The following is a 20,310-nucleotide window of genomic DNA, read 5'->3' on the forward strand; positions in this document are numbered from 1 at the left end:
GTGATCTCAATCACCCGGGCTCAGGCTTGTTAAAAATTTAATGAGAGTTAGATCACTGAGTCTTGGGTAGTACGCCTTCTACGCCCTGTGTCCTCCTCCCAATACGCCGTCTAGGTAGGAGGATGTTTCGAAGATTATATCCATGCACGATATGTCACAGATGGATTAGAACTAATAAGTGAGATTTCTCTGATGAAACCTACGCAACAGAAAAAATTTGATAAAGCTGCATTCCAAGAAAGTGTAAAGCAGCACTTATCGACTACTTACGCGAAGACAGAAGCAACCGCAACGCCGCGTGATTGGTACTTAGCAATGGGCCGCGCACTGGCTGAGCTAACAACATTAGACCTTCTCAAGACTGAACAAGATCCTAAAGTTCAAAGCGCAAAAAGCGTTAACTACTTATCTTTAGAATTCCTTATCGGTCGCCTAACAGGTAACAACCTAATTAGCATGGGTTTGTACGAGCAAATCACTCAGGCGATGGAAGAACTAGGTCACAACTTAACTGACCTATTAGAAGAAGAGCGCGACCCATCACTGGGTAACGGTGGTCTAGGTCGTCTAGCGGCGTGTTTTATGGACTCATGTGCCGCGCAAGAATTCCCAACAGTGGGTTACGGTCTGCACTATGAGTACGGCCTATTTAAGCAATCTTTCGAACAAAGTCGCCAGAAAGAAGCCCCTGACGCATGGCGCGGTGTTGAAGGCTACCCATGGGAAGTGGCTCGTCCTGAACTGGCTCAAGAGATTGGCTTCTACGGTCATGTTGACGTTGAATACGTTAACGGCAAAGAAGTACGCAAATGGGTACCAGGCATGACAGTAAAAGCGATGCCTTGGGATCTACCAATCGTGGGTTACGAATCAGACACGGTTTACCCGCTACGTCTATGGGAATGTCAGGCAATTGCACCATTCTCACTCGCAAGCTTTAACAATGGTGATTACTTTGAAGCGCAGCACTCGCTAATCGATGCTGGCAACATTACTAAAGTTCTTTACCCGAATGACAACCACGAGAAAGGTAAAACTCTGCGTTTAATGCAGCAGTACTTCCACTCAGCAGCATCGGTACGCGATATTCTACGTCGTCATGAAGCAGCAGGTTACTCGTTAGCCGATCTTCCAAAACAAGAAACGATTCAGCTTAACGATACTCACCCAACGATTGCCATTCCTGAATTAATGCGCATCCTAATCGATGAGAAAGGTCTATCTTGGGATAAAGCGTGGGAAATCAGTGCAAATACCTTTGCTTACACGAACCACACGCTACTACCAGAAGCGCTAGAGACTTGGCCTGAGTCGCTAATCCAGCGTCTACTGCCTCGTCATATGGAAATCATCTTTGAAATCAACCACCGCTTCCTACAAGAAGTTCGTAAGATGTGGCCGGGCGATGGTGAGAAACAAGCTAAGCTGTCTATCATCCAAGAAGGCTTCAACCGCATGGTTCGCATGGCTAACCTATGTGTGATTGGTTCTTACAAGGTGAATGGTGTTGCGGCGCTTCACTCTCAATTGGTTAAGAAAGATCTTTTCCCTGAATTCAATGAAATCTTCCCAGGTAAGCTGACCAACGTAACAAACGGTATTACGCCACGTCGTTGGTTAAAGTTCTGTAACCCGGGCCTATCAAACCTAATCTCAGACAAGATTGGTACAGAATGGCCGGCAAAACTAGAGCAGCTAGAAGGTATCTCTCAGTTTGCAACTGACGCGAAATTCCAAAAAGAATTCATGGCAGTTAAGAAGCAGAATAAACAGCGCTTAGCTGATTGGGTTCAAGAGAACATGGGTATCGAGCTAGATACTAACGCTATCTTTGACGTGCAAATCAAACGTCTACACGAGTACAAGCGTCAGCACCTAGACTTGCTACACATTCTTTCTTTGTACTACCGCATCATTAATGAGCCTGAGTTCGAATGCACGCCTCGCGTATGTTTCTTCGCAGCGAAAGCAGCGCCGGGCTACCACCTAGCGAAAGAGATCATCTTCGCGGTGAACAAGGTTGCAGAGAAAATCAACAACGACCCACGCATCGGCAATAAGCTGAAAGTGGTCTTCATTCCTGACTACCGTGTAAGCATGGCAGAAATCATCATTCCTGCGGCAGACGTTTCTCAGCAAATCTCGCTAGCGGGTAAAGAAGCATCGGGTACAGGTAACATGAAGATGGCGCTAAACGGTGCATTGACTATCGGTACGATGGATGGTGCAAACGTAGAGATCCGTGAAGAAGTGGGTGATGAGAACATCTACATCTTCGGTCTAGACGTTGACGGTGTACAAGCGCTGAAAGCACAAGGCTACAACCCATACGATTACTACCATTCAGATCCACTACTGAAAGCGTCACTGGACCTTCTATTGGGTGATGAGTTTACACCGGGTCAACCGGGTCTACTACGAGCAACGTTTGATAGCTTGCTTGATGGTGGTGATCCATACCTATGTTTGGCTGACTTTGCTTCGTATGTTCAAGCTCACGAAGATATGAGCAAGCAGTACCAAGACCAAGCAGGTTGGGCTAAGAAAGCCATTCTTAATACTGCCTTGGTTGGCAAGTTTACATCGGACCGCTCAATTCGAGATTATGTAAACAACATTTGGAAATTAGAGACAGTTAAACGCTAATTTCATGATAAATAGCCAAGGCCTTCGGGTCTTGGCTCAATACTTTAAGAACCAATTAAAACCCTACTATTTTGAAGGTATTGCAGTCCTTCGGAGAGAGCGATGAAAGAGAATAACGCATTAAAACAAGTCGCAGAAATGGCGAAAATTGCCGACAGCTACGTTAGCGCGTGGGGAGATGAAGCTAAAGTAGAAGACGAAACAATCCGTCACTTACTTGCGTCTTTAGGCTATGACACAACCAATGATGAAACTCTTCTTAAGTCAGCAGAGAAAAAGCATAAAAAAGACGTGCTGGATCCTGTACTGGTGGTTCGAGACGGAGAGCCTGTTGAAATTGCACTGAACCTTGGCGCAAGCGCTCGCGAAAGTGAGTTCAACTGGCGTTTAGATACCGAACAGGGAGAGGTACTTGAAGGCTATCTTCAGTCGCAAATCGTCCGAGATGAGCGCAAAGAGGGTGGCCCTTTAGTGTTTGCATTACCAAGTGATATTGCTTGGGGTTACCACAAACTGACGATTACCCGTAAGCGTCGTAAAGCGCCTTATGAGATGACTCTGATCGTGACGCCGCAAGCGTGTTACAAGCAAGATGGCATCTTAAATGGCAAAAAGATGTGGGGTCCAAGTGTCCAGCTTTACACACTGCGTACCCAGCATAACTGGGGTATTGGTGACTTTGGTGACCTAAAACAGCTAGTGGCTGATATCGCATCGCGCGGCGGCGACTTTGTTGGTTTGAACCCGATTCACTCACTGTTCCCTGCGAACCCGGAAGGGGCGAGCCCGTACAGCCCATCTTCACGTCGTTGGTTGAACATTCTTTACATTGATGTCAGCTCAGTACCTGAATTTGCTTTGAGCATTGAAGCGCAGCAAAAAGTGGGCAGTGCAGAGTTCCAGCAACGTCTACAAAAAGCGCGTGAGTCACACTGGGTAAATTACAGTGAAGTGGCAGACCTTAAGCTAAGCGTATTACCGCAGTTGTTCGAAGAGTTTAAAAAGCGTCACTTGGATAAGAATACTGAGCGCGCTCAAGCATTCCTTGCTTTTGTTGAAGAAGGTGGCGAAAGCTTAGTGCACCAAGCAGCATTTGATGCTCTACACACGGCACTACACGCTGAAGACTCTAGTGTCTGGGGCTGGCCTGTATTCCCAGAAGAGTTCCGTCGTTTCGACTCTAGTGCAGTACAGAAGTTTATCGAGCAGAACCAAGATAAAGTTCATCTCTACATGTACCTGCAGTGGCTGGCTGATGTGCAAATCAAAGAAGCACAGGCATTAGCCGAAGAGAAAGGCATGTCGGTTGGCCTATACCGTGACCTTGCGGTTGGCGTGGCTGACTCAGGTTCAGAAACATGGGCTGATGATGGTAACCTAATTATGGACGCGAGCATTGGTGCTCCGCCGGATGTACTTGGTCCGCTAGGTCAAAACTGGGGGCTGCCACCGCTTAACCCGCAAGTGCTCCAAGCAACGGGTTACGATGCGTACATCAAACTACTGCGTGCTAACATGAAGCATTGTGGTGCACTGCGTATTGACCACGTGCTTGGTTTGCTGCGTTTATGGTGGATTCCAAAAGGCGAAAACGCCACTAAAGGCGCTTACATCTACTATCCAGTCGAGGATATGCTAGCGATCTTAGCGCTAGAGTCTCATCGTCATCAATGTAGTGTTATCGGTGAAGATTTAGGTACAGTGCCTGACGAAATTGTCGATATTCTGCGTGATGCGGGCGTTCACTCATACAAGGTGTTCTTCTTCGAAACATCGGAAGATGACGGTGGTTACATCTCACCAAAACATTACGCGGATCAATCCATGTCTGCACTGTGTACTCACGATATGCCGACACTGCGTGGTTTCTGGCATTGTGATGACCTGAAAATGGGTGAAGAGCTTGGCCTTTACCCTGATCCGGAGCAGTTAAAAGGCCTGTTTGCCGATCGTCTTGAATCGAAGCAAGGCATTTTGGACTCTGTTGCTTGGCATGGTCACCTACCTGAAGGCGTTGGCCGTGATGCTCAATATGTTCCAATGGACTCATACCTTGCAGAAGCGCTGCAAATGCATGTTGCAGCGGGCTCTTCGACACTGCTTAGTGTACAGCTTGAAGACTGGCTAGAGATGGATCAACCAGTCAACATTCCAGGCACCGTTGATGAGTATCCAAACTGGCGTCGTAAACTGTCGATGAACCTTGATGAAGTCTTTGCTCATACGGGCGTTAACCGTATTGCACATAAGTTGACCGAGGTTCGTGCTAAGGTGAGTAAGTAAACATCAAGTTGCATGGTATACATAGAAAATGATCGAATTGGTCACTCTAAGTAGAACCGGAATTCGGTAAACTTACTCAATACTGTTTAAGCCCGCACATTGCGGGCTTTTGGGGTCATTGGCCTCTATACCAACTAAGTCAAATAGTGGTTTAAGTTGGAATCATAACAACCGAGAAAATCGGACTATCGAAAGTTAGGTTAGGGAGAGAATTAACTTGAAAACCAAAACGTTAGATAAGGCAACACAGACATATAACCAACTTTCACACGCTTCATTTGCTGACCCATTTTCCTTTATTGGTCCATTTATCGATCCTAAGCAAGGCGCGCTGCGTGTTTGGATGCCGGGAGCAGAAAGTGTCGAGCTAGTTATTGATGATGAGCGTATTGAACTTGAGCGTGAAGACGCATCGGGCTTCATCTTAAAGCAGGGCCAAGATCTACACCTTACTCATTACTTGCTATCGGTTAACTGGGGTGACACTGAGCAGCTAGTGGATGACCCATATCAGTACCACACTATCTACGCTGAGTATGATGATCTGCATACGCCAAAAGAGATGTACAAGCAGATGGGCGCTCAGTTCATGACCTTTGAACGTGGTGGTAAGTTAATCTCCGGTACGCGCTTCTTAGTCTACGCGCCACACGCTACTGCCTGTAGTTTAGTAGGTGAGTTTAACCAGTGGGATGGCCGCCGCACACCAATGCAGCGCTTGGATTATGGTATCTGGGGTATCTTCATCCCGAACTTGCCAGAAGGCACACAATACAAATTTGAACTGAAAGGGCCAAATGGCGAAGGCTTACCACATAAAGCCGACCCGTGGGGTGCTTACGCTGAGCAATACCCTTCATTCTCTTCGGTGACTTACGATCACAGCCGCTACCAGTGGCAAGATTCCAAGTGGCAAACACGCCCAGTCACCGAGAAAGGCAAACAAGCGCTGTCGTTCTATGAGTTACACGCAGGTTCTTGGCGTCGTAATGAAAACGGTGATTTCCTTAACTACCGTGAGCTGGCAGAGCAGCTGATCCCTTATCTAGTCGATATGGGCTACACCCACATTGAATTGATGCCAGTCTCCGAGCACCCATTCTATGGTTCGTGGGGCTATCAACCTGTAGGCCTATTTGCGCCAACCAGCCGTTTTGGCTCGCCAGATGATTTCAAATTCTTCGTCGACCAATGTCACCAAGCCGGTCTTGGCGTGGTACTTGATTGGGTGCCAGCGCACTTCCCGTCGGATGATCACGGCTTGGCTAACTTCGATGGTACACCGCTATTCCATGACCCAGACCCACGTCGTGGTTGGCATCAAGATTGGAACTCATACATTTACGATCTAGGTCGTGAACATGTACGTCGTTTCCTTGTATCGAACGCCCTGTATTGGTTTGAACAATTCCATATTGATGGTATTCGCGTCGACGCGGTGGCTTCCATGTTGTACCTCGATTACTCGCGCAGCCATGACCAATGGATCCCGAACGTTGACGGCGGGAATGAAAACTACGATGCGATTGCGACATTGAAGTGGATGAACGAAGAGGTTTACAAACACTTCCCGAATGCGATGACCATTGCGGAAGAATCAACCGCTTTCCCAGGTGTTTCAGCGCCGACCTTTATGGGCGGTTTAGGCTTTGGCTTTAAGTGGAATATGGGCTGGATGCATGACTCATTGTCGTACATTCAAGAAGATCCTGTGCATCGTAAATACCACCACGACACCATTACCTTCCCACTGGTTTATGCACACAGTGAGAACTACGTATTGTCGCTTTCCCATGATGAAGTGGTGTATGGCAAAGGCTCTATCCATAACAAGATGCCGGGCGATGAGTGGCAGCAAACGGCTAACTTACGTGCTTACTTAGGCTACATGTACGCGCAGCCGGGTAAAAAGCTTAACTTTATGGGGGCTGAGTTCGGTCAAACGGCTGAGTGGAATCATGACGATCAACTGCAGTGGTTCTTGCTTGATTTTGAACGCCACCAAGGTGTGCAATCGCTGACTCGTGACTTGAACAAGCTCTACAGCTCAGAAAAGGCGATGCATGAGTTAGATTGTGAGCCACGCGGTTTTGAATGGCGACTGCAAGATGCTGCAGAAGCATCAATTCTTGCCCATGAGCGTTTGAGTGATAATGGCGAACGTATTTTAATTGTGAGCAATTTTACGCCTGTACCGCATGATGACTTCCGTCTTGGTGTACCTCTAGCGGGCAGCTATGAGCTATTGCTCAATACCGATGACAGCAAATACAACGGCAGTGGTTACTCTGTACATGCAGCTGTTGAATCACAGCAGGTTGAAAGTGAAGGGCTAAGCCAGTCGCTATCACTAAGCCTACCGCCATTGGCAACGGTATTCTACAAGCTCAAGTAGCGATCTAGTTTCCACCCAATAGAAAAGGCCAGCATCGAATATGCTGGCCTTTTTCTTTGGCTGAAACCGTTGTTATCGCGATTATTCACTGATGTTCGGGTGGTCAAATTGCTGATACTGAGGAAGTTGCTGGCGCAGGTTTTCAAACGTACTACGCGCGCTTTCTTTGGTCAGGTTATTGATGATCCAATCGGGAAGAATACCGCCGGGGTTAGCGAAAGCGGTATATTCAATTAACGTGGTGCCATTAGTGAGCTTTTGTAGAGACCAAGTCGCGTCAACGTTGCGAATCCGAATGTAGCCATCTTGCTCGGGCAGAGCAGAGCTGGGCGCATCTTCAATTTGCAGTGTAAATCCGATCTCATCGATTGTGTACTTGGAGTAGGTGACCATATCTCGGTCGAGGGCAGGCCAAGGCGCAGCAAATTGGGTATAAACGATGTTTTCATTGGCGGAAAGCTGAGTGACAACGCGACTATGACTGACGTTATCAATCCAGTTCGGTACATTTTCGCTGTCTTCAAGCAAGGTCAGAAACGCGCCGTAGCTGGTGGGAGTGAACATTTGAGCCCGCACTTCGACAAGCCCGTCACTGTGCTCACGAGAGTAAATTGAAATACCGTCGTTATCCCCTTCAAACTGCCAGCCCGTAAAGGTGTCCGCCCAAATGGGTAATGAAGTGACTAACCCTATCACTAACGCACTTTTCCCTAAGTTCGTCATTTCCATTCCTATCTTGAAATCATCCTTATCTCTAGCATATACAAATTGATGATTAAAAACAGTCAGTGGCTGACTCTACCACGTAAAGATTTTGTTTGAGATTTGATGCTCTTACCTTTTAAACGGCGTTCCTTAGAGGCTCGGGTAGGTTTCGTCTCTCGGCGCTTTTTCTGCACCACCATCGCTGCTTGGATCATCTCAGCTAGGCGGTTTAACGCATCTTCTTTATTTTGCTCTTGAGTGCGAAACTGCTGCGCCTTAATGGTGATAACACCGTCTTTTGAGATGCGTGAATCTTTCAGCGCCAAGATACGTTCTTTGTAGATAGCCGGCAATGTTGAGTGCTTTACATCGAATTGTAAGTGGATCGCTGAAGAGACCTTATTGACGTTTTGTCCGCCGGCCCCTTGAGCTCGAATTGCCGTGAGTTGGATCTCCCACGCTTGCAGGGTAACGGTATTTGAAATCTTCAGCATTGTAATAACTCTATGTTTGTCTCGTCACTATTGTAAACGATTTAGCTTTTCTGCGCGGGCTGAAATGCTTGGAAGTAAAAATTGAGTGGCTTTTGCATCATCTCAAGGGTTAATTCACATCCGGGCTGACAGTTGAGTGCTAATACGAAACCGTGCAGGTAGTCTGCGAGCAAATCAATGGCACTTTTCTTGGTTTCACTCGCTAATGAAAGCGGAGCGACAATCTGATCAAAGCGTTCGATGAATACTTCTGCAGGCCCGCTTGTTTCCATCTTCAATAGCGTTTCCAGCAACCCCGGATATTGATGAAGCAGCGAGACATAACTAAAGCACAGTTGGCTGAGTTCTTGCTGCCACTGGCCTTTATCTTGCGGCTGATAAATCTCTTCAATCAGGGAAACAACCATTGCTTCTTGTAGCGCATTTTTGTTGGCAAAGTAATGATAGATCGCCATTGCATCAACCTCTAAGGCTGTGGCAAGGGCACGTACACTCGGCATTTTACCTAGTTCAAGCATCATATTTTTGGCTTGGCTTAAGATCGCTTCTGCGCTGAGCTGCACTTGGCTGCCTTTTGGTCGACCGCGACGCTTTTCCTTGACAGACATTGTTGATCCTCTTTAAGCTAATAATATAAATTCTACAGTGTAGAATTAAATTGTAACCCAGTTTTGTTCCAAGTCCAAATACTCAATGTGAGGAGTTCCTGATGGCGAATATCGTATTTATTGCAACCAGTTTAGATGGCTACATTGCTGACAAAAATGGTGGTTTAGATTGGTTACAGTCGGTGCCAAACCCAGACAATATCGATATGGGCTTTGGGCCGTTAATGGAGCGAGTCGATGCCTTAGTGATGGGACGCAATACGTTAGAGGTTGTGCTCAGCTTCGGTGTTGAATGGCCATATTCCAAACCAGTGTTTGTGCTAAGCAACACCCTGACTCAAGTACCTGCAGGCTATGAAGATAAAGTCTTTCTAGTTAAAGGCGAACTTAAAGAGGTCGTTCAGAATCTTAATGAGCAGGGCTATAAGGATCTCTACATTGATGGCGGTAAGACGATTCAGAGCTTCTTGAAGGAAGATTTGATTGATGAAATGTCCATTACTACGATTCCAGTGTTACTGGGTGGTGGTTCACCGCTGTTTGGTGAGCTAGATACGATGCAATCTTTCAAATTAGTGGAAAGCCAAGTTCATTTAGATGCGATTGTGCAAACCACTTACCAGCGCACAAGCGATTAAATTGAATCAGCATTGAGACGCCAAACGAAAATTAGGTTTTAACTGCGCAAGAATGCTCCATGTGAACTAGCTTTCTATTATCACTAAATGTGGCAATAAAGGAGGCTAGGTGATGCAGACGAATCCAGTAGGTTGGTTTGAAATTTACGTTGAGGATATGGACCGCGCTAAAGGGTTCTATCAAACCGTATTTGACACCACGTTAGAGAAGATTGGTGGCGAAGCGACGATGGATATTGATATGTGGGGCTTTCCATCATCCATGGAGCAATACGGCGCGGCAGGAGCGTTATCTAAAATGGAAGGAGTCGCACCTGGTGGCAATAGCACGCTGGTTTACTTCTCTTGTCAAGACTGCGAAGTGGAGCAAGGGCGAGTAGAAAGAAGGTGCGGGCGGTAAAGTCGTCCACCCTAAATTCTCAATCGGCGAGCATGGTTTTGTCTCAATGGTCTCTGATACCGAAGGCAACATGATTGGCCTTCATTCGATGGCCTAACTTCCAATAATCCCTCAATATTTCAATTAATCTGTCGGCTCTTTTCTGGAGTGGGATAAGAGCTGGCGGATTGTTTTGTATACCTACTTTTAAGCCATCCCAAATACCTAGGTGACCACTTGCTATTAGAGATCCCCAACTCTGTCGTACCTCCCTCTCGGGGATGACGGTGATCTAGTGCAGGTTTTTTTCATTTCTAGTCATTCCATAGAGTGACGCAGGAGCGAGTAGGGAATCTCAACAAGGGAGCCTTGAGTTTATTCTTCTTACCACTGGATCTTTAAAGACAAGCAAATTACAATCGAACGGTGTTTTATTAATTCATAAGTAATCAATATGATGAGAAGTAGAATCATATTTTTGGTTTGTCTTTTATCGCTAACTGCTTGTTCTGCAAATAATGAAGTTCAGCAGAATGAGAAGAGGTTGAGCAACGAAGGCGAGGTACCGCAAGGTGTAGAAATTCAGCCTAACTTAACGGCAGATTCGGAGCCTTTATCTGACGATGATTCCAATACGATCCTTAGTGCAAATGATGACTTAAATACAAACGTTCAGACAAAACATCCACTCGTCGAAACTGACCAAGTAATAGGGAATCAAAATAAGGATATTCACAGCAAATCGGCTAGTGAAAAAAGCCATTACTTGCTTAATAATGAGCCGACCAAGCAAGTGATTAAGTCGATTGAGAGCGTGACCGACACATTGAATATGATTACTTTTGGCATCTTCGCGACCGATCACTGGTGATTAACCCTGAGTGAGCAGCACATACAAAAAAGCCCTGAATCAAGTTCAGGGCTTTTGCATTTCGGAGGGCGTTTATTTATGCCAAAGTCACCGCAGTTTGATTACCCATTGCGATCAACTTATCGAGAATACGTTCGCCGTCAGCGCGTAGGCCGTTGTGCTCATATTCGTTAGTGATCCATGCTTTTGAGTTTGGAATTTTTGTTAGCGTTTCGCGGCTAATGTCCATCTCAACAAACATATCATCGGCGTAGACGGCGCAGCTAACAGGCACTTTGTTTTGCGCAAGCACGCTGTCGTCGTATAGCGGTGTCCAATCTTCTTTTGCTGCCAGTAATTCAGCGGCCTCTTTAAGCGGCTTCAAGCATTGGTATTGGTCAAACATCCACGGGAAGACCATTTCACCAGTAAACAAGAATGGCTTACTTGAGTCATAGTTGAAGGCTGGGTTGTCTTGACGGGCGCGGTGCGCACTCCAGTTAGAGGCGAAGCCTTGGCAGTAAATCGACTCATGCAAAATCGCGTAGATAGGATTGGTCTGAAAGCTTTGCTCCATCAGCATGTTATTGAGAAACTCATAGTTCAGTTGAGGTTTACCGTTCACATCAATCAAGGCGTTTTCAAGCGCGTAGTAGGTCGGCAAGAAGGTATCACTCATACCGAAGTTAATGCCGATTTGTTGGAATTGCTCAACCGTGAAGCGCTGGCCGTTTGGCAGCAACTCTTCATTCTCAATCAGATGGTCGGCAATCCGCTTACATAGCTGCTGCGCTTTTGGAAATTGCTGAAAGAACGCTTGGTTCTTTTGTAGCGTGCGTTTAAATGTCGCTTGGTACACATCATCGGGATGGCGAGTCGTTGAAGGTACACCGCCGGTAATGAAGCTACGCGCCAGACTTTGAGGAAACAGCGAGAGGTAGGTTAGCGAGCAAAAGCCGCCATAGCTTTGGCCTAAAATAGACCACTGCTCAACGCCAAACTGCTTACGAATTTCTTCGGCATCACGCACGATGTTATCCGCGCGGAAATGGATTAAATATTCAGCCTGTTGCTCGGCAGTTAGATGAGCCAGTGTTTGATGGTTGATGACACTGCTATTACCCGTACCACGTTGGTCGAGTAGCAATACTCGGTATTCTTGCAGAGCACGTTTTACCCAGCCACTATGGCCATTTTGGCGCGGTGACGGAAAGCCTGGGCCACCTTGAAAGTAGACCAACCAAGGCTTGTTGCTCTCACCATCGGCAACCAGCGACAGCTCGCGGGCAAACACTTCAATGGTAGCGGCATCTTTGTTTTTATAGTCCAGCGGCAACTGGAAAGTGTGCGGGGTGTATTTAACTCCCGCATCAATAAATTCTTGAGCGTTCATTATTATGTTTTAACTTCCATGACTATTAGACGGCTTATCTTAACCTGATGACATACCGAGACCAACGTAAGTTTATGTTGTGCGGGCTTGGTGCAGAGGCAGAGAAAGTAGAGTGACGAGCATCAAATTTAGGCATATCCTAAACAGGCTAGGTCGCTAGACCTCAAAGATACTAACTAAAAGAATGAAACTATGAACTACTTTGAATCGCCATTTGCTGGCAAATCTTTGGTTGAGCAAGTAACCAACTCTAATATTATTGTCGGACGCCACAGTTACTACTCGGGCTATTATCACGGCCACAGCTTTGATGACTGCGCTCGCTACTTGACTCCAGACAGAGATGATGTCGATAAACTCATCATTGGCAACTTCTGTTCAATTGGCTCTGGTGCGGTATTTATGATGGCGGGTAACCAAGGCCACCGCTCTAATTGGGTAACCACGTTCCCATTTTTCTATCAAAATAACGAACATTTTGCGGGCGCGGAAGATGGCTTTCAGCGCTCAGGCGATACTGTAATCGGTAATGATGTCTGGATAGGCTCAGAGGCGATGATCATGGCCGGAGTGACCATCGGTGACGGGGCGATCATTGCCAGCCGAGCTGTGGTGACCAAAGATGTTCAGCCCTATGAGGTTGTCGGTTCTAACCCAGCCAAGCATATCAAGTTTCGCTTTTCTCCAGAGCAGATCGACAAGCTGATTGAAATGCAGTGGTGGCAATGGTCTGATGAACAGCTCGCCGGAGCGATGAAGCTGCTGAGCAGTGCTGATATCGATGGCTTATACGACTATTGGCAGCAGAGCATTCGATAGCTAGTAGGTGAGAGATCATTTACTGCACACAATGACCGCGCCTTTTTCTACTTCTTTGATGGTGCTGGGGCGATAAGTTGTGGGAACCAAGATAGCTATTGGCGTGCCTGTTTCATAAGAAAGCCCCACCTGAGTGCCGTATTTCTGATATTTGGTTTGAAAAGCGATCATCTCATCTGAGCGATACGGCTTTAGGGTTCCTAGTGTGAGTCCCCTATCACTACAAATCTGTTCAGCTTCAGCAGGAGAGTAGGTATTTGCCTCATTGACGAACACGTTACTGTCATTTTTGTTCCACTTTTTAACTAGGTAGATGTATTGCCCACTCTCGCTTACAAAACCTCCTGAGCCGGAATAATTGATCACCAGATTGGCTTGCTGCTTGGTATCGGCCTCGCTACCACCGATAAAGATAATCGACGCGGGGATATTATTTGTGCTTGCTTGTTGTGGCTTATCAAAAATAAACGCCAGCTTTGATACAACAGGTTTAGCGTTGGCCTCACTGATATTTTGAGGTTTGATGTTTGCGATATCATTGAACAGATACGTATGCTCATAACCAGAATGGATCTGTGGGAAAAATTCTCTGGCGTTGTTTTGATGATCGATCACATAGCTATTTTTCAACTCAGGCAATGAGGTGGTAAGTAAGATGAACTTATCAATACCTTTATTTGATGGACCTGATGAGCTCTTATCCAAAAAGGAAATTTCTAACCTAAATTGTTCACCAAGATCTTTGAGCTCGTATCGGCTCGCAAGTGTTGGTGTCGAGGCTTCCACGGCACCATCTTCATAAAAGCGCTCCCAATAGCGATTTACAAATGTACCCGTTTCAGAGGGATAGCCATAAGTCATGCCGCCAGAGTGACCAAAACCGTGGTTATGCATCTTCTCGTGCAGGTAGGTTGTTTTAGGTGATGTCGCGCCTTCAGTAAACAACCTATGTTGGCGTACACTTAGCCATCCATCGCCAATGGTTGCCACCCCGTTGGCATCTCGGGTCAACATCGTATAGGTTGCACTTGGCTTATTCGCAATCAGACTCACATGCTTCAATGTATGTGGTGAACTGTCATTGCCTCTGAATTTGGCAAAGTCATTAGAGCTACTATCGAGTGAACGAGTTGTGGTCAATAGCGTTTCTACTTCACACCAATGATCTTCATGTCGCACCATGCGCGTTCTGGAATTCATGTAGTTCTGGATGAAACCAATAAATCGATGGTTATAGTCGTAGTTGTTCATTAACTGCTTGAAGCCGCGCAACTCCTTTTCATATTGATAGACGTTTTCTGCTGTTGGTTGCGCGTACTTATCATCACTTGGCTTTACATCCGCATAAGAGCGCACATGAGCTTTAAACAAAGGTTGTTCATCAACAAAATACGCAGAGGTGATTGGCTCATCGAACCATGTAGGTAAGTCGAAATGCACACTCTGAAATGGAGGGATTACCGCATCAATTCGAAAGTGCTGATGATTTACGGTGACTAATGGATTGTTCAGATAGCGCGGTGTTGCATTCAACAAATCAAAACTTGTAGAACCGTTATGTCGAACTTTCACATCATCGATGTCATAGCCTGCAAAAACAGAGCGAGTGAGAGGAGATAGAGCATCCTTCTTCAGCTTAATCGCATAGTCTTTGGGGATCACGGTAAACGTTTTGTTGGTAACAACTGTAGACCGGAAAGAGCCAGCGCTAACTGAAAGTTTGATTTCACCTTTTTCAATTCCGGTAACCACTATCCCATCTTCTGATGAAGTGATCTCTGCGATACCACTTTTATCAAACTCCCACTCTAGAATTGAGCTGTCTGTAATCTTCACTTGAGAGCCATCGCTCATTGTGGCGATAACTTGCAGTATGAGGGGGATTCCGGCAGTGATTGCTGTGGAGTCTGATTGCACAGAAAGTTCTTGTATAACGGGAGGCGTCACGACCAACGTCATGCTACTTTGATGTTCAGTTGAGTTGAGCCTGGTGCGGGCCGTAATTGAGGTTTTGCCAATCGTCTGTCCAACTACGACGTTGCTTTCGTCATTGTCCAAGTATGCAAGTTGGGTATCGTCAACGGTAAACTTTACCTCTGGGGAGCCGGGGATGTCGTCAATACGCCCATCTGATAAGACGGCGTTTACCTTTAAGGCATGTCTGACGCCCAATGGTAATGAGAGCTCTTTTTCACTAAATGTTATCTCAGTGACAGTTGCTTTTGGTTCTTCATTTGATTCTTGAGCGAAATCGCAACCTGTTAACGATAACAGGCAAAAGAGAGTCGAGAAAACAGTCCTAATTTGCATTTAATTGAACCTGAATTTGGGGCAAGAAATTGAAGGTAGAAAACGGAATATTTAACCGATACTTGCAGAGTTAGCAGTGGACAAGCGATGATATTTCAATGCCTTAATTGCTAACTGATATGTTTGTTATTTATCTTTTTTCAAACGGATCCTTTCAAAAAATGCCCAATGCAACAAGTCAGTTCATTCTGAGTTGAGTAGGAGTTACGGCGTAGTGGGGGGATGCTCCATTAGGTCACTAGCACGTATTATTGGTGAGACAAAACGAGGGATTTAATCACCTCGCCATTGTTTTATCGGTGTTAATCAATAAGCTGGATTGAACGACGATAAATGGAGTAAAGAATGCCAATGGACCTGCCTGCTGATGCTGATATTCACCCGTATCTTTCCCACGCCTATTTTGCTGACAGCTACTCAATCGAGCTTCCTTATCAAGGAGAGTCGGCGTTAGAAATCTATTTCGAGATGGTCAATCGCACACCTAAATGGGTTAATTGCTTAATGGATTTACGTAATCGCATCGTGTCGAAACTTGGCTTAAAACACTTAGGTCGGATGGCAGATCTTGATAAAAACAAACCCATTGAAGAGTACAAAGTTGGCGATCAGGTCGGGATCTTCTCGATAGTCAGTTTGCGTCATAATGAAATCGTGGTGGAAGATTGCGATAAGCACCTCAATGTACGCTTGTCATTCTTGCTAGTACCCGATGGCAATCGCGTGACGTTACATGCCACCACAGTGGTGCATGTGAAAAATACCTTTGGCAAGGTGTATATGTTTTTCGTTGCGCCAGTACATAAAGTGATCGTACCAAGATCGTTAAATACTTTAGTGACTGGCTAGTTTTTACTTATTCAGTTTTTTCGAACGACTAGCTCTAATCCCTCCGCTCATATTGCTCAATCAAAGCGCTAAACTGAGTTCATTCAGTCAAGAGTGACATCAAGGAGCTTTGTTATGAGCAATGTGAGAACAATTAATCAAATCATCCGAGCGCATGCGACTTCTGATGGTGACGGCGTAAAAATCCAACGAGTAGCAGGCTTCAATAACGCCCAATTTTCGCCATTTTTGATGGTTGATGAGCTTAAATCGGATCAACGAGCTGATTACGTGGGTGGTTTTCCCCCGCATCCTCACCGTGGCATTGAAACGCTGACTTATATGATGAAAGGGCACTTCCAGCATAAAGACCATATGGGCAATGTCGGTGAGCTTCGTTCAGGCGGGGCGCAGTGGATGGCTGCAGGCCGTGGCGTGATTCATAGCGAAATGCCAATTATGGAAGAAGGCGAATTGCACGGCTTTCAAATTTGGATTAATCAGCCTGCGCGCGACAAAATGAAGCCAGCACAATACTTCGATTTTCAGCCTGAGGCGATCACCGAGCATTTATCAGAGCAAGTTGGCTTGCTGCGAGTGCTAGCGGGTTCGATTATTGCCAATGACCTAGTTTTGCATGGGCCACTTGATAAAACCGGAGTTGAGCTCAGCGTAACTGACTGGCGAGCGAATCAAGGCCAAACGACAAGCCTAGAACTTCAGGAGCAATTCAACGTTATGGTTTATGCTTATAAAGGGGAGCTGGTAATTGGTGAGCAGCGTTTAAAGCAAGGCGAATTAGCGTTACTGAGCAAAGGTGAGCGCGTAATATTGGAGGCGCAAGCACAAAGTGGTGCGCTGATCTTCTCAGGTCAACCGATTGATGAACCCGTCGTGCATTATGGTCCTTTTGTGATGAATAGCATGCAAGAGATAGAGCAAGCTATTCAAGATTACAATTCAGGTGTGTTCGAAACGTATTAACGCTTCGTACAGATACAGAGAAGAAGCTTGGAACTCAATTTGAGCTCTACTGTGAAAAAATAAACAATCCACTGCCTGTTTATTTTTGATTGGCCACTCGATTTTCGAGTGGCTTTTTTTGTTGCTGTACGTTGAATGCCGTTACGTTATTGGATGATCTGTCACTGACTTGTTGCGTGCATTTTGACCATAATTGATGTTAGTTTATAAATGTAACGCAATGTAAGCATGCTAAGTGGTAGCTATGTGATGGATTATAGGCGTGTTGAACAGTGAATAGAAAAGCAGGTTTTACTCTCATTGAGTTAGTTGTAGTTATTGTTATCTTGGGTGTATTGGCTGTTGTCGCTGCGCCTCGATTTCTTAATCTTCAAGAGTCTGCTCGTGAGGCTACCCTTGAGGGGATAGCTGGAGCGATGGAAGGCGTTATTACTCAGGTTAACGCCAAAGCTTTTATTGCTGGGCTAACTCCAAGTCTCTCCAACCCCGGTAATCAAGACGACTACATAATCGATTTCGGGATTGGTACCGTTGAGGTGGATTGGGCGACGTTATGTCCAGAAAGTGTCGGTGAGTCTGGTGATGCACTCACCATGCTCGATTTTATGACATTAGGCACTACTGACGATCTGACAAGCGCAATCGGCAATCGACATACTGTTATTGGCTTTGAACATTCATTTTCAACCGCAGAGCTTAATAGCACCAACATTACCACCCTACCTGCGGGTTGCTACGTGATTTATGACTCTTTCGGTGGAAGGGGGGCGTCGGGTGTCTGTCCTGCAGAAGGTTGTGTTTGCACCGTTCGTGTTGAAAATACTAACTGTTAAGCCACAGGTCATTTCAGGCGTTTTCTAGCCAGGCTATCTCAGACTCAACTTCAAGGTTTATAGAATTTCTCACTACTGAATCCACAAATCTGATACTCATGACTTTATTAATAAAATGTAGTGATGTTTTATAGGGTTTGTTAAAAGGCTCAGGGCAAAGTCGTGCTCTTGCTTTAGTTGTAGAGAATATCCTTGTGAATCAGATAGCTAGCCAAACCCCCGAGGTGCGTAGCACTCAACCAATCGGAAAGAATAGTCCGCGTAGCAAATTCAAGTGGCGCGGTATTGAAGTTCGCCTTGGCTTAGCGCTTGCGATGCTCTCGATGACGACCTTGCTGCTGGCATTGTATAGCTCGACCACCTACGACAAGTTAGAACTGGCGTTGGTCGACCTAAAAGAAAAAGAGATCCCGGCATTAGAACAAGCGGCGCGCCTTAATGACATGGTGCGCCTAGTGATCACTGATGCCTCTCAGCTGGTTGCCGCAGACTCTAACTTAGAACGCCGTCAAGCGATGGTACGCATTGAAGAAAGCATCAATGGTATGAATCTGGTTCTGGCCCATTTTCCTGAATACCACGCCTATTTTAAAGATTTGATCATGCAGGTGAGTAACAGCTTAAGTTTGCTCTACCAAAGTGGTGAAGAGTCCCGCCAATTAAATAAAGAGCTGCGTAACTTACTGGAAGGTTTTTATCCGTTATTGCAGCAAGTCAGTGAGGAGCTTGATAACCTGCCAGAGAGCCAGAAATCTCGTCTTCAATATAGCCAACTCAAAGCATTGCTGTTCTATCAATTAGGTCTAGTCGAAAAACTGTATAACGATGGCAGCTTCAATGAGTTGGATTACACCACTTATCGTTTGGAACAACTTGGCCAAGAGTGGTTTAGCCTGTGGCTGGCAAGTGGCCTGGCTGAATCACTGCCTGCGTTAGATGAAAAACTTTCGGTTATCTACACTTTGGCTTCTCGTTCGAGCCGATTAGTCCAGCTAAAAAATCAGGCGTTGGAGCACTATTATCAACAAGAGTTTTTGCTGGAAAATAGCCGTAAATATTTGCATCAACTGTCGGTTCAAATTGAGCGTAACACCTCCAACGTTAACCTTGAAATTGACTCATCTATCGCTCAAGTTCAAAAGTCTCTCGCCTCGAATCGTACTTTCTCGCTGGTGTTATCTGTGTTCAGTCTCTTTGCGGCGGCAGCGGTTGCTTGGTTCTATGTACGCAAAAATATCTTGGAGAGATTGCTCAACTTAAGAGACGACATGTTCGCCATTTCAACGGGGCATTTAGATACCCAAATAGAGCTTAAAGGGCATGACGAAGTTACCCAAATGGCGAAGTCTCTACAGGTGTTCCAAGCGACCGCTAAAGTGGTGAAAAAGACCAATCAAAAGCTCGAAGCAGAGGTCGAAGAGCGCCGCATGGCTGAAGAGCGATTAAGAGTGACCCAAGACGAGTTAGTGCAAGCGGGTAAACTCGCCGCATTAGGTCAGTTAAGTGTGGGCATTACCCATGAAATAAATCAACCGTTGACCGCGATCAGCAGTCATACTCGCAGTGCACAGAAATGGCTAGAGCAAGATCGCGCCGATAAAGCGATGCAGAACTTAAATAAGATTGAAACCTTATTGGGCAAGGTGGCGGCGTTGACTCATCACCTTAAAGCCTTTTCGCGCAAGAGTGATGGCAAAATTTCTTCGGTTGCCGTAATGCCTGTGGTGAATGATGCAATCGAGCTTTTTGCCAACAAACAGATTCCGATCGTATTAGATTGCTCCCTGTCATCAAAGGCGAGCGTGCGAGCGAATCCAATACGTTTGGAGCAAGTGCTGGTTAATCTCATCAGTAACGCGATTGATGCCGTAGAGCAGTGCTCTGAGCCATTAATCGTTGTTTGTGTAGAGTGTGCGGATAACGAAGTGACTATCGCAGTGAAGGACAATGGCAAAGGGATTGTGGCTGAAGATATCCCACATATATTTGACCCGTTTTACACCCAGAAAGAGGTGGGTAAAGGCCTAGGATTAGGTCTCTCCATCGCATTTAACATCATCAAGGATTTTGGTGGTTCGATTCGAGTTAACTCGCAGCTTAATGTCGGCAGTGAGTTTGTTGTACATCTAGAACAAGGCAGATAAC

Annotated in this window: 15 protein-coding genes and 1 pseudogene; 11 read left to right on the forward strand and 5 right to left on the reverse strand. The window is 45.9% G+C overall.

What is annotated here, in order from left to right; all coding sequences use genetic code 11:
- Nucleotides 1-192: 192 nt before the first annotated feature.
- The 3 genes from ELS82_RS16780 (at nt 193) to glgB (ending at nt 7,324) form a co-directional block, all read left to right on the forward strand.
- Nucleotides 193-2,646 (forward strand): glycogen/starch/alpha-glucan phosphorylase, encoded by a 2,454-nt coding sequence (locus ELS82_RS16780; protein WP_134836497.1) that lies wholly within the window; start codon nt 193-195, stop codon nt 2,644-2,646.
- Nucleotides 2,647-2,748: 102 nt separating this feature from the next.
- Nucleotides 2,749-4,929: a 4-alpha-glucanotransferase gene (gene malQ / locus ELS82_RS16785; RefSeq protein WP_134836498.1), complete on the forward strand. Its 2,181-nt coding sequence runs from the start codon at nt 2,749-2,751 to the stop codon at nt 4,927-4,929.
- 217 nt (nt 4,930-5,146) lie between these two features.
- Nucleotides 5,147-7,324: a 1,4-alpha-glucan branching protein GlgB gene (gene glgB, locus ELS82_RS16790; protein ID WP_134836499.1), complete on the forward strand. Its 2,178-nt coding sequence runs from the start codon at nt 5,147-5,149 to the stop codon at nt 7,322-7,324.
- A gap of 81 nt (nt 7,325-7,405) precedes the next feature.
- Here the strand turns inward: glgB and ELS82_RS16795 are convergent, their stop codons facing one another.
- The 3 genes from ELS82_RS16795 to ELS82_RS16805 all read right to left on the reverse strand — a co-directional run bounded on the left by ELS82_RS16795 (nt 7,406) and on the right by ELS82_RS16805 (nt 9,131).
- The gene (locus tag ELS82_RS16795) at nt 7,406-8,047 is read right to left on the reverse strand and encodes an START domain-containing protein (RefSeq protein WP_134836500.1); all 642 of its coding nucleotides are present in this window, start codon (nt 8,045-8,047) and stop codon (nt 7,406-7,408) included.
- Nucleotides 8,048-8,109: 62 nt separating this feature from the next.
- Nucleotides 8,110-8,523, reverse strand: coding sequence for an alternative ribosome rescue aminoacyl-tRNA hydrolase ArfB (arfB, locus tag ELS82_RS16800; protein ID WP_134836501.1), 414 nt, complete (start codon nt 8,521-8,523; stop codon nt 8,110-8,112).
- Nucleotides 8,524-8,564: 41 nt separating this feature from the next.
- Nucleotides 8,565-9,131, reverse strand: a complete 567-nt coding sequence (locus tag ELS82_RS16805) for a TetR/AcrR family transcriptional regulator (RefSeq protein WP_134836502.1) — start codon at nt 9,129-9,131, stop codon at nt 8,565-8,567.
- 101 nt (nt 9,132-9,232) lie between these two features.
- Between ELS82_RS16805 and ELS82_RS16810 the strand changes: the two genes are divergently transcribed.
- From ELS82_RS16810 to ELS82_RS16820, 3 genes and pseudogenes are all read left to right on the forward strand, one after another.
- On the forward strand, nt 9,233-9,769 hold the full coding sequence (locus ELS82_RS16810; protein ID WP_134836503.1) for a dihydrofolate reductase family protein: 537 nt from the start codon (nt 9,233-9,235) through the stop codon (nt 9,767-9,769).
- A 112-nt stretch (nt 9,770-9,881) separates the two neighbouring features.
- Nucleotides 9,882-10,266, forward strand: a pseudogene (locus ELS82_RS16815) (VOC family protein).
- Nucleotides 10,267-10,692: 426 nt separating this feature from the next.
- Complete coding sequence (locus ELS82_RS16820; RefSeq protein WP_244230796.1) at nt 10,693-11,019, forward strand: hypothetical protein; 327 nt, start codon at nt 10,693-10,695, stop codon at nt 11,017-11,019.
- 76 nt (nt 11,020-11,095) lie between these two features.
- Here the strand turns inward: ELS82_RS16820 and ELS82_RS16825 are convergent, their stop codons facing one another.
- A complete protein-coding gene (locus ELS82_RS16825; RefSeq protein WP_134836504.1) occupies nt 11,096-12,391 on the reverse strand; it encodes an alpha/beta fold hydrolase in 1,296 nt (431 codons plus the stop codon).
- Between the two features lie 192 nt (nt 12,392-12,583).
- Here ELS82_RS16825 and catB point away from each other — a divergent pair, with 192 nt between their 5' ends.
- Complete coding sequence (gene catB, locus ELS82_RS16830) at nt 12,584-13,210, forward strand: type B chloramphenicol O-acetyltransferase (RefSeq protein WP_134836505.1); 627 nt, start codon at nt 12,584-12,586, stop codon at nt 13,208-13,210.
- Between the two features lie 15 nt (nt 13,211-13,225).
- On the opposite strand, the gene ELS82_RS16835 is transcribed toward catB, so the two are convergent.
- The gene (locus tag ELS82_RS16835) at nt 13,226-15,520 is read right to left on the reverse strand and encodes a hypothetical protein (RefSeq protein ID WP_244230797.1); all 2,295 of its coding nucleotides are present in this window, start codon (nt 15,518-15,520) and stop codon (nt 13,226-13,228) included.
- A gap of 351 nt (nt 15,521-15,871) precedes the next feature.
- Here ELS82_RS16835 and ELS82_RS16840 point away from each other — a divergent pair, with 351 nt between their 5' ends.
- The 4 genes from ELS82_RS16840 to ELS82_RS16855 all read left to right on the forward strand — a co-directional run bounded on the left by ELS82_RS16840 (nt 15,872) and on the right by ELS82_RS16855 (nt 20,309).
- Nucleotides 15,872-16,369 (forward strand): DUF2867 domain-containing protein, encoded by a 498-nt coding sequence (locus ELS82_RS16840; RefSeq protein ID WP_167489356.1) that lies wholly within the window; start codon nt 15,872-15,874, stop codon nt 16,367-16,369.
- A gap of 114 nt (nt 16,370-16,483) precedes the next feature.
- Nucleotides 16,484-17,332: a pirin family protein gene (locus ELS82_RS16845; protein ID WP_134836507.1), complete on the forward strand. Its 849-nt coding sequence runs from the start codon at nt 16,484-16,486 to the stop codon at nt 17,330-17,332.
- 272 nt (nt 17,333-17,604) lie between these two features.
- Nucleotides 17,605-18,165, forward strand: a complete 561-nt coding sequence (locus ELS82_RS16850) for a type II secretion system protein (RefSeq protein WP_134836508.1) — start codon at nt 17,605-17,607, stop codon at nt 18,163-18,165.
- Between the two features lie 194 nt (nt 18,166-18,359).
- Nucleotides 18,360-20,309, forward strand: a complete 1,950-nt coding sequence (locus tag ELS82_RS16855; protein WP_134836509.1) for an ATP-binding protein — start codon at nt 18,360-18,362, stop codon at nt 20,307-20,309.
- Nucleotide 20,310: the final 1 nt, after the last annotated feature.

The organism is Vibrio ouci (assembly GCF_004551525.1).
Taxonomy (GTDB): Bacteria; Pseudomonadota; Gammaproteobacteria; order Enterobacterales; family Vibrionaceae; genus Vibrio; species Vibrio ouci.

Bases quoted from the DNA above. Each gene is read 5' to 3' on its own strand.
- ELS82_RS16780 (WP_134836497.1), top strand. From the start codon at position 193: ATGAAACCTACGCAACAGAAAAAATTTGATAAAGCTGCATTCCAAGAA.
- malQ (WP_134836498.1), top strand. From the start codon at position 2,749: ATGAAAGAGAATAACGCATTAAAACAAGTCGCAGAAATGGCGAAAATT.
- ELS82_RS16795 (WP_134836500.1), bottom strand. From the start codon at position 8,047: ATGACGAACTTAGGGAAAAGTGCGTTAGTGATAGGGTTAGTCACTTCA.
- arfB (WP_134836501.1), bottom strand. From the start codon at position 8,523: ATGCTGAAGATTTCAAATACCGTTACCCTGCAAGCGTGGGAGATCCAA.
- ELS82_RS16805 (WP_134836502.1), bottom strand. From the start codon at position 9,131: ATGTCTGTCAAGGAAAAGCGTCGCGGTCGACCAAAAGGCAGCCAAGTG.
- ELS82_RS16810 (WP_134836503.1), top strand. From the start codon at position 9,233: ATGGCGAATATCGTATTTATTGCAACCAGTTTAGATGGCTACATTGCT.
- ELS82_RS16825 (WP_134836504.1), bottom strand. From the start codon at position 12,391: ATGAACGCTCAAGAATTTATTGATGCGGGAGTTAAATACACCCCGCAC.
- catB (WP_134836505.1), top strand. From the start codon at position 12,584: ATGAACTACTTTGAATCGCCATTTGCTGGCAAATCTTTGGTTGAGCAA.
- ELS82_RS16835 (WP_244230797.1), bottom strand. From the start codon at position 15,520: ATGCAAATTAGGACTGTTTTCTCGACTCTCTTTTGCCTGTTATCGTTA.
- ELS82_RS16840 (WP_167489356.1), top strand. From the start codon at position 15,872: ATGGACCTGCCTGCTGATGCTGATATTCACCCGTATCTTTCCCACGCC.
- ELS82_RS16845 (WP_134836507.1), top strand. From the start codon at position 16,484: ATGAGCAATGTGAGAACAATTAATCAAATCATCCGAGCGCATGCGACT.